This window comes from Streptomyces sudanensis (genome assembly GCF_023614315.1).
Taxonomy (GTDB): Bacteria; Actinomycetota; Actinomycetes; order Streptomycetales; family Streptomycetaceae; genus Streptomyces; species Streptomyces sudanensis.
On record NZ_CP095474.1, the window covers coordinates 864423 to 870555 of the forward strand.

7 protein-coding genes are annotated in these 6133 nt (G+C 74.2%); all 7 read right to left on the bottom strand.

Annotated elements, in window-relative coordinates; genetic code table 11:
* Window positions 1-70: 70 nt before the first annotated feature.
* Window positions 71-958 carry a DUF5936 domain-containing protein gene (locus MW084_RS03855; protein WP_010469859.1) on the bottom strand — a complete coding sequence of 296 codons (888 nt, stop codon included), beginning with the start codon at window positions 956-958 and terminating at the stop codon, window positions 71-73.
* Between the two features lie 34 nt (window positions 959-992).
* Window positions 993-1931 carry a type II secretion system F family protein gene (locus MW084_RS03860; protein WP_010469860.1) on the bottom strand — a complete coding sequence of 313 codons (939 nt, stop codon included), beginning with the start codon at window positions 1929-1931 and terminating at the stop codon, window positions 993-995.
* A 62-nt stretch (window positions 1932-1993) separates the two neighbouring features.
* Complete coding sequence (locus MW084_RS03865) at window positions 1994-3337, bottom strand: TadA family conjugal transfer-associated ATPase (protein WP_010469862.1); 1344 nt, start codon at window positions 3335-3337, stop codon at window positions 1994-1996.
* A complete protein-coding gene (locus MW084_RS03870; protein WP_010469865.1) occupies window positions 3334-3735 on the bottom strand; it encodes a TadE/TadG family type IV pilus assembly protein in 402 nt (133 codons plus the stop codon). The genes MW084_RS03865 and MW084_RS03870 overlap by 4 nt, the downstream gene beginning before the upstream one ends.
* A 5-nt stretch (window positions 3736-3740) precedes the next feature.
* Window positions 3741-4109 (bottom strand): TadE/TadG family type IV pilus assembly protein, encoded by a 369-nt coding sequence (locus MW084_RS03875; RefSeq protein ID WP_010469867.1) that lies wholly within the window; start codon window positions 4107-4109, stop codon window positions 3741-3743.
* 20 nt (window positions 4110-4129) lie between these two features.
* Complete coding sequence (locus MW084_RS03880) at window positions 4130-5359, bottom strand: CpaE/TadZ family protein (RefSeq protein ID WP_010469868.1); 1230 nt, start codon at window positions 5357-5359, stop codon at window positions 4130-4132.
* 16 nt (window positions 5360-5375) lie between these two features.
* On the bottom strand, window positions 5376-6101 hold the full coding sequence (gene cpaB, locus MW084_RS24455) for a Flp pilus assembly protein CpaB (RefSeq protein WP_010469870.1): 726 nt from the start codon (window positions 6099-6101) through the stop codon (window positions 5376-5378).
* Between the last annotated feature and the right edge of the window lie 32 nt (window positions 6102-6133).

Here is a 6133-nt window from a genome sequence, read left to right on the forward strand (position 1 = left end):
AAAAAGATATATAGACGACTGTCTTCTAGNGNNAGNNGGGCCGGAGGCCCGGGAGGGCGGGGCCGGCCGGTCAACCGCCCAGCAGGTCCGCCAGGTTCACGCCCGAGCCGTAGTAGAAGCTCAGCGTGATGAGGATCATCGTGGCGGGCAGCATGACCAGCGTCACCACGAGCGTGGTCTTCGGTACGGCCTTCGCCGCCGCGCGGCGGGCGTTCTGGGCGTCGGTGCGGCGCATGTCGTTGGCGATCTGGATGAGCGTGTCGACGATGGGCGCGCCCAGTTCCTCGCCCTGCTGGAGGGCGGTGACGAACATCGACACCTGTTCGGAGGCGTTGCGCCTGCGGAGCTGGTCGAAGGCCTCGCGGCGGCTGACGCCCATGTCCATCTGGCGCAGGGTGATGCGCAGTTCGTCGGCCCAGGGGCCGGAGTACCGGTCCGCGACGCGTTCCAGTGCCTGGCGGAAGCCCAGTCCGGCGGAGACGACGACGGCGAGGACGTCGAGGAAGTCGGGCAGGGTGCGTTCGATGTCGTCCCTGCGGCGCCGGATCGCGATGCGCAGCAGTACGTCCGTCCAGGTCAGTCCGTAGGCGAGGACGATCAGCGCGACGACGGGCTGGCCGCGCAGCAGCATCGCCAGGGCGGCGGTCGCGCCGAGGACGCCGTACACGGCGCGCCGGGCGGCGTACCGGTCGACGGTGAGGCCGCCGGGGTTGCCCGCCCTGTCGAGGCGGAGGCGCAGGGCGTCGACGCGCCGGGGGCCCATGAGGCGCAGCACGGACGGGGCCCAGCGCATGCCGAGCCGGTCGACGCCGGAGCCGACGGCGGACGTGCGGGTGGCGCCGACCTCCAGGGCGACGGCCAGGTCGCCGGGGAGGCGGGCCTCGGCGCGGTAGAGGCGTATGCCGTGGAAGATCCCGTACACGGCGAGCGCCGTCAGCGCGGCCAGCAGGAGGACCATGTCCCTCTCCCCTCCCCTTCGTTCCCCGGGCGCATCAGACGCGGACCCGGGAGAGCCGGCGGATCATCATGAACCCCGCCGCGTACAGCGCGAACGCGAGGACCGAGCCGGCCTGTCCGGCGAACGATCCCGTCATCTCGTCGAGGGCTCCCGGGTTCATGCCGTTGATCATGAGGAGGAAGCCGAGGCCGAGGAGGGGCAGGGCCAGGGCGGTGACCTTGATCTGAGAGAGCAGGGTGGCGACCTCGCGGCGGGTCTCCTTGCGCTCGTCGAGCGTGCCGGTGAGGTTGCGCAGCGAGCCGACGACCTGGCCGCCGGCCCGGTTGGAGAGGACCAGGGTGGTGACCAGGACGACGAGTTCGCGGGAGGGCAGCCGGTCGGCGAGGGCGCCGAGGGCGTCGTCGAGGCTGTGGCCGACGGCGAGCTGGTCGGCGACCCTGCGCAGTTCCTCGCCGGCCGGGTCGTCGAGTTCGTCGGCGGCCATGGAGATGGCGGTGCGCAGGGCGAGGCCGGCCTGCGTGGCGTTGGCGAGGACGCGGGTCAGCTCGGGGAGCTGGTTGATGAACGCCTCGGTACGGCGCCGGCGGTGCCAGTCGAGGAACGCGTCGGCGCCCCACAGCCCGGCCAGGACGGCCAGGGCGCCGAAGAAGGGGGCGAACACGGCGGTGACCGCGGCGTACAGGGCGAGGAGGCCCGCCAGGGCGTACACGGCGTACTCGGCGGGGGTGACGGCGAGGCCGGTGACGGCGAGCTTGCGCTCCAGGCGGCGGCCCGGCCCGGTCCGGCGCAGCCGGCGGTCCAGGCCGGGGAAGCGGCGGCCGCGGCCCGCGGCGGGGGCGGGACCCGTCTGGGTCATCCGCGCCACGAGCGCCTTCTGCTGCGCCCTGCCCGCGGCGTAGGCGTGCACGCCCAGGACGGCGAGGAGGCCGGCCAGGAGGGTGACGCCGAGCGTCAGGAGCGGGAGGTTGTCCATCGTGTCGTCTGTCCGTCGATTCCGGGAGGGGGGCTGGGCGGGGAGCGGGGCGGGGCCGGGGGCTAGGCGGCCGTCCCGCGCAGGGCGAGTTGGGCGTCGCTGTGGGCGACGCCGAACGCGGCGGGGGTCGGTTCGTTGTGCATGTGCAGCCGCTCGGCGACCCGCCGGGGCAGCGGGTGGTGGGTGAAGCGGCCGTGGACGCGGCCGTCCGGGGTCATCGGCTGGGCCTCGAAGCGGCAGACCGAGACGATGCGGTACTCCTCCCGGCCGTGCGAGTCGACGATCGCGATCTCGGTGATCCGGCGGGCGCCGTCGGCGTGCCGGGTGAGCTGGACGATCACGTCGACGGCGCTGTTGATCTGGTCCCTGATGGCGGCGAAGGGCACCTCCACCTCCGACATGGAGGCGAGGGTCTGGAGCCGGGTGAGGGCGTCCTCCGCGCTGTTGGCGTGGACGGTGGCGAGGGAGCCGTCGTGGCCGGTGGACATGGCCTGGAGCATGTCGAGGGTCTCGCCGCCGCGGACCTCGCCGACGATGATGCGGTCGGGGCGCATGCGCAGGGAGTTGCGGACGAGGTCGCGGATGGTGATGCGGCCCTTGCCCTCGACGTTGGCGGGCCGGGACTCCAGGGTGACGACGTGGGACTGCTGGAGCCGCAGTTCGGCGGAGTCCTCGATGGTGACGATGCGCTCGCCGTCGGGGACGAGGCCGGACAGGGCGTTGAGCAGGGTGGTCTTGCCGGTGCCGGTGGCGCCGGAGACGATCACGTTGAACTTGGCGCGCACCAGCCCGGACAGCAGCATCACCATGTGCTCGTCCAGCGACCCGAGGGCGACCATCTCGTGGAGGGTGAAGGCGCGGGGGAAGCGGCGGATGGTGAGGACGGGGCCGCTGAGGGAGAGCGGCGGGATGATGACGTTGACGCGCTCGCCGGAGGGGAGGCGGGCGTCGACCATGGGGTTGGACTCGTCGACGCGGCGGTTGACGGTGGAGACGATGCGCTCGATGGTCTGCATGAGCTGCTCGGTGGAGGAGAAGCGCATGGGGAGCCGTTCGAGGCGGCCGTGCCGCTCCACGTACACCTGGTCGGGGCCGTTGACCATGATCTCGCTGACGGAGGCGTCCTCCAGGAGCGGTTCGAGGATGCCCAGGCCCAGCGCCTCGTCGACGACGCGGCGGATGAGGTGGGAGCGCTCCGCGGACGGCAGGACGGGGCCCTCGCGGCTGATGATGTGGCCGAGGACGCGCTCCAGGCGCACGCGGCGGTCGGCGGCCGGGAGGGCGGACATCTCCGCGAGGTCGATCTCCTCCAGGAGCTTGCCGCGGTAGACGCCGACGAGGTGGTCCTCCTCGCCGTCCTTCCCGCCGGCGGGTTCGGAGCCGGTGAGGCGGGCGCGCAGGCTCACGGGGTCCCTCCTTCGCTGGTCGTGACGGGCATGGTGGTGGTCCTGGTGACCGGGTCGAAGGCGAGGAGCGGCAGGACGGTGGGGACGGGCACGGTCACGGTCGCGGTGACCTCCTCGGCGCCGGCGCCGGCGGGGGCGCTGACGGTGGCGCCGCCGGCGAGCCAGCCGCTCATGGCGCCGTACCCGGCGGCCGTGCCGTCGCCGCCCTGGGAGGCGACGCGGGCGGCGGCGCGGGCGGCGGTGCCGGCCTGCTGGGCGGCGTAGGCGACGATGCCGAGCTGGACGGCGGCGAGCGCGGCGATCAGCAGGACGCCGATCCAGCCCGCGAACTCGATGGCGGCCTGGCCCCGGTCGGGGCGCTCCCCCGGGTCGCGCGGGGGTCGGTGGTGTCGGGTCACGGGTCTCACTCCTCCCGCTCGTCGGCCGCGGCCGCGTGGGCCTCGACGGTGAAGGGCAGGTTCGCGCCGGGGAAGAGGGCGGGGACGCGGATGCTGACGTCGGCGGTGTGCAGGTCGCCGGCGGTGCCGCAGGAGGTGCTCGCCGACCAGGAGCCGGAGAGGGTCCTCCCGGCCGCGCCGGCGCAGTCGCCGCCGACCGCGCCCGCGCGGGCCGCCTCGTCGGCGGCGTTGCCGGCGAGGGAGTACGTGTAGCCGATGAGCGCCGCCTGCCAGAGCAGCAGCAGCACGCCGAGCACGAGCGGCACCATGCCGGTGAACTCCACCGCCGCCTGCCCCCGGTCGCCGCGCGGTACCGCGGCTCGTACGCGTCCCATGGGCCGCCCTCCCCTCCCCGTCACTTCCTGCGCGTCTTGAGCAGCCTGCCCGGCCGGTCGCCGGCCGACTCCGGGGCCTTCACCAGGCCGAGTTCGCCGGCGAGCGCCCACAGGGCCTGCTTGACGGCCGACTTGGGGTCCAGTTCGTGCATGCGGCCCGCGTCGACGGACGGCTGGAGCTCCTTGAAGGCCGCGGGGACGCCGGTGCGGGCGACGCGGGTGCCGGTGATCCTCTCGACGAGGGCGGGCTGGATCTCCGTGTGCCGGGTGTGGCGGTTGACGACGGTCGTGGTGTCCTCCGCCTTGCGGATCTGGAGCCGGTCCCAGAGGCGGACCATGCGCTTGGCGGCGCGGACCGCGACGACGTCGGGGGTGAGGACGAGGAGGGCCGTGTCGGCCATCTCGACGGCGGCGGCGTTCGCGGCGTTCATCTGCGTGCCGCAGTCGACGACGACGACCTCGTGGCGGTGGCGCAGGGCGCTGACGATCTGGCGGGCGGACCGGTCGGCGACCTCCTCGCCGCGCTCGCCGTCGGCGGGGGCGAGGAGCAGGGACAGGCCGGTCGGGTGGGTGTAGAGGGCGTCCTGGAGGACGCGGGGGGTGATGTCCTCGATGGCGGCGAGGTCGACGGCGGAGCGGCGGAACTGCACGTCCAGGTAGGAGGCGACGTCGCCGGCCTGGAGGTCGAGGTCGACGAGGGCGGTGGTGCGGCCGGAGGCGCGGGCGGCGAGGGCGAGCTGGACGGCGGTGACGGTGGTGCCGACGCCGCCCTTGGCGCCGCTGACGGTGACGACGGTGCCGCCCGGCCCGCTCGCGGCCTCCCCGGCCTGGCCGAGGTGGCGGCGGACGCCGGCGGCCCAGGCGGCGGCGGACTGGACGCGCTGGGCGAGCTCCTCGTACGCGAGGGGGAGGCCGACCAGGCCGCGGGCGCCGGAGTCCATGGCGGCCGAGTACAGGCCGGGGCTGGTGTCGGCGGTGACCAGGACGACGCCGACGGCGGGGAAGCGGAGGGCGACCTCGCGGATCAGGTCGAGGGCGGGGACGGGGCCGATCCGCTCGTGGACGAGGACGACCTCGGGGAGGCCGTCGACGGACTCGGCGGACGCCCGGGTGAGGAGGTCGACGAGGGTGGTGGAGTCGCCGGCCGGGACGGGGGCGGTCTGCTCGACGTCGGGGAGCTGGCCGAGCAGGGTGGTGACGGCGCGGGCGGCGTCGGGGTCGCCGACGGCCGCGAGGACGCGAACGGTCATCGTGCTGTCCGTCCCCTCACTTGTTCTTGTCTTCGTCGAGCGTGTACGTCGACTCGCCGGGCTTCAGGGCGGCGGGGCCGTCCTTCGGCAGCAGGGCGAGGCGCACGTGCTCGGCGAACGACTCGGCGTAGGCGACGCGCTGGGCGTCGGCGGTGGTGAGGGCGAAGGTGATCGGCACGGCCTCGCGGGCGCCGCCGGCCGTGCCGCTCTCGCCCCTGCGCTGGTCGAGGGGGGTGAGCTTGCCGACGTCGAGGACGCGGGCGCCGGCGACGATGAGCCGGGACTCGGCGACGGCGCTCCTGCCGCGGCCCTCGTCGTCGAAGGTGGCGAAGATGTTCACCCGCGCCCCGGCGGTGATCTTCCCGGCGACGCCGGTGGAGGCGTCGATCATGATGGCGATCTCCTGCTCCCCGCTCGCGAGGGCGGGCCGGTCGGCGATCATGTCCCGCTGGAGCAGGGAGCCCTTCCGGAGGTCGGAGACGGCGATCTTGCCGCGGACGGCGGAGAGGTCCCTGACGGCGTTGGCCGACAGCCACCGCTCCGGCATGCTGATCTTCTCGAACTGGCCGGGCTGGAGCGGCGCGTAGGCCGGTACGTCCGCCTTGACGCGGTACGCCGCGACCTCCGGTCCGACCTTCGCCTGGACGTCGCCGACGATGACGACGACGCCGGCGAACGCGCCGAGGGCGCACAGGACGGACAGGACGAGCAGGATGACGCCGCGGCGCTGACGTGCGTTCATGGGCGGGAGGACCTCGTNGGGNGGCGGAAGGG

Coding starts and splice junctions, on each gene's coding strand:
- MW084_RS03855 (WP_010469859.1), bottom strand. CDS start 958: ATGGTCCTCCTGCTGGCCGCGCTGACGGCGCTCGCCGTGTACGGGATC.
- cpaB (WP_010469870.1), bottom strand. CDS start 6,101: ATGAACGCACGTCAGCGCCGCGGCGTCATCCTGCTCGTCCTGTCCGTC.
- MW084_RS03860 (WP_010469860.1), bottom strand. CDS start 1,931: ATGGACAACCTCCCGCTCCTGACGCTCGGCGTCACCCTCCTGGCCGGC.
- MW084_RS03875 (WP_010469867.1), bottom strand. CDS start 4,109: ATGGGACGCGTACGAGCCGCGGTACCGCGCGGCGACCGGGGGCAGGCG.
- MW084_RS03880 (WP_010469868.1), bottom strand. CDS start 5,359: ATGACCGTTCGCGTCCTCGCGGCCGTCGGCGACCCCGACGCCGCCCGC.